Below are 460 nucleotides of genomic sequence, written 5' to 3' on the forward strand. Positions count from 1 at the left end.
GCCTTGATCTCGTTGACCGGCGCGCTCTGCGGCGTGACCGGCGGCGGCACCAGCGAGATGCTTCCGCCGCCGAGCGCGCCGTAGACGAACGGCTCCTGCCTGTTTCCGGTGATCTTCAGCACGTCATCCCTGACGCGCCCGAAGGCTAGCCGCACGTCCAGTCCGGGGATCGTCAGGTTCTTCAGCACGGCTGTCGTGAAGGGGCTGTGTTCGCCGTCGCCGTCGTCGGCGGTGGAGCCGGCCTTCGCCGCGTAGGCGATCAGCGTATCGGTCGAAGTCGGTTCGACCCGCCCCAGCCCGGCGTTGACGCCGCGGCTGGCCGTCTTTCGCTCGCGCCGCATCGACGTCACGAAAGGATTGTCGCGGCAGGCATCGAGGATGAACAGCCGCAGCCGACGCGCGCCGTCTGCCGAGGAGACGAGGCGCTCCAGCGGAATCGCTTCGTCCTCCGCATCGCGAT

1 protein-coding gene is annotated in these 460 nt (G+C 68.7%); it reads right to left on the minus strand.

The features are described 5' to 3' along the window. Window positions 1-460: caspase family protein (locus AACY08_RS29490; protein WP_339472612.1), on the minus strand; the 460-nt coding region annotated here is incomplete at both ends.

This window comes from Pseudomonas sp. EL_65y_Pfl1_R83, from assembly GCF_963970695.1.
GTDB classification, from domain to species: domain Bacteria; phylum Pseudomonadota; class Gammaproteobacteria; order Pseudomonadales; family Pseudomonadaceae; genus Aquipseudomonas; species Aquipseudomonas tritici.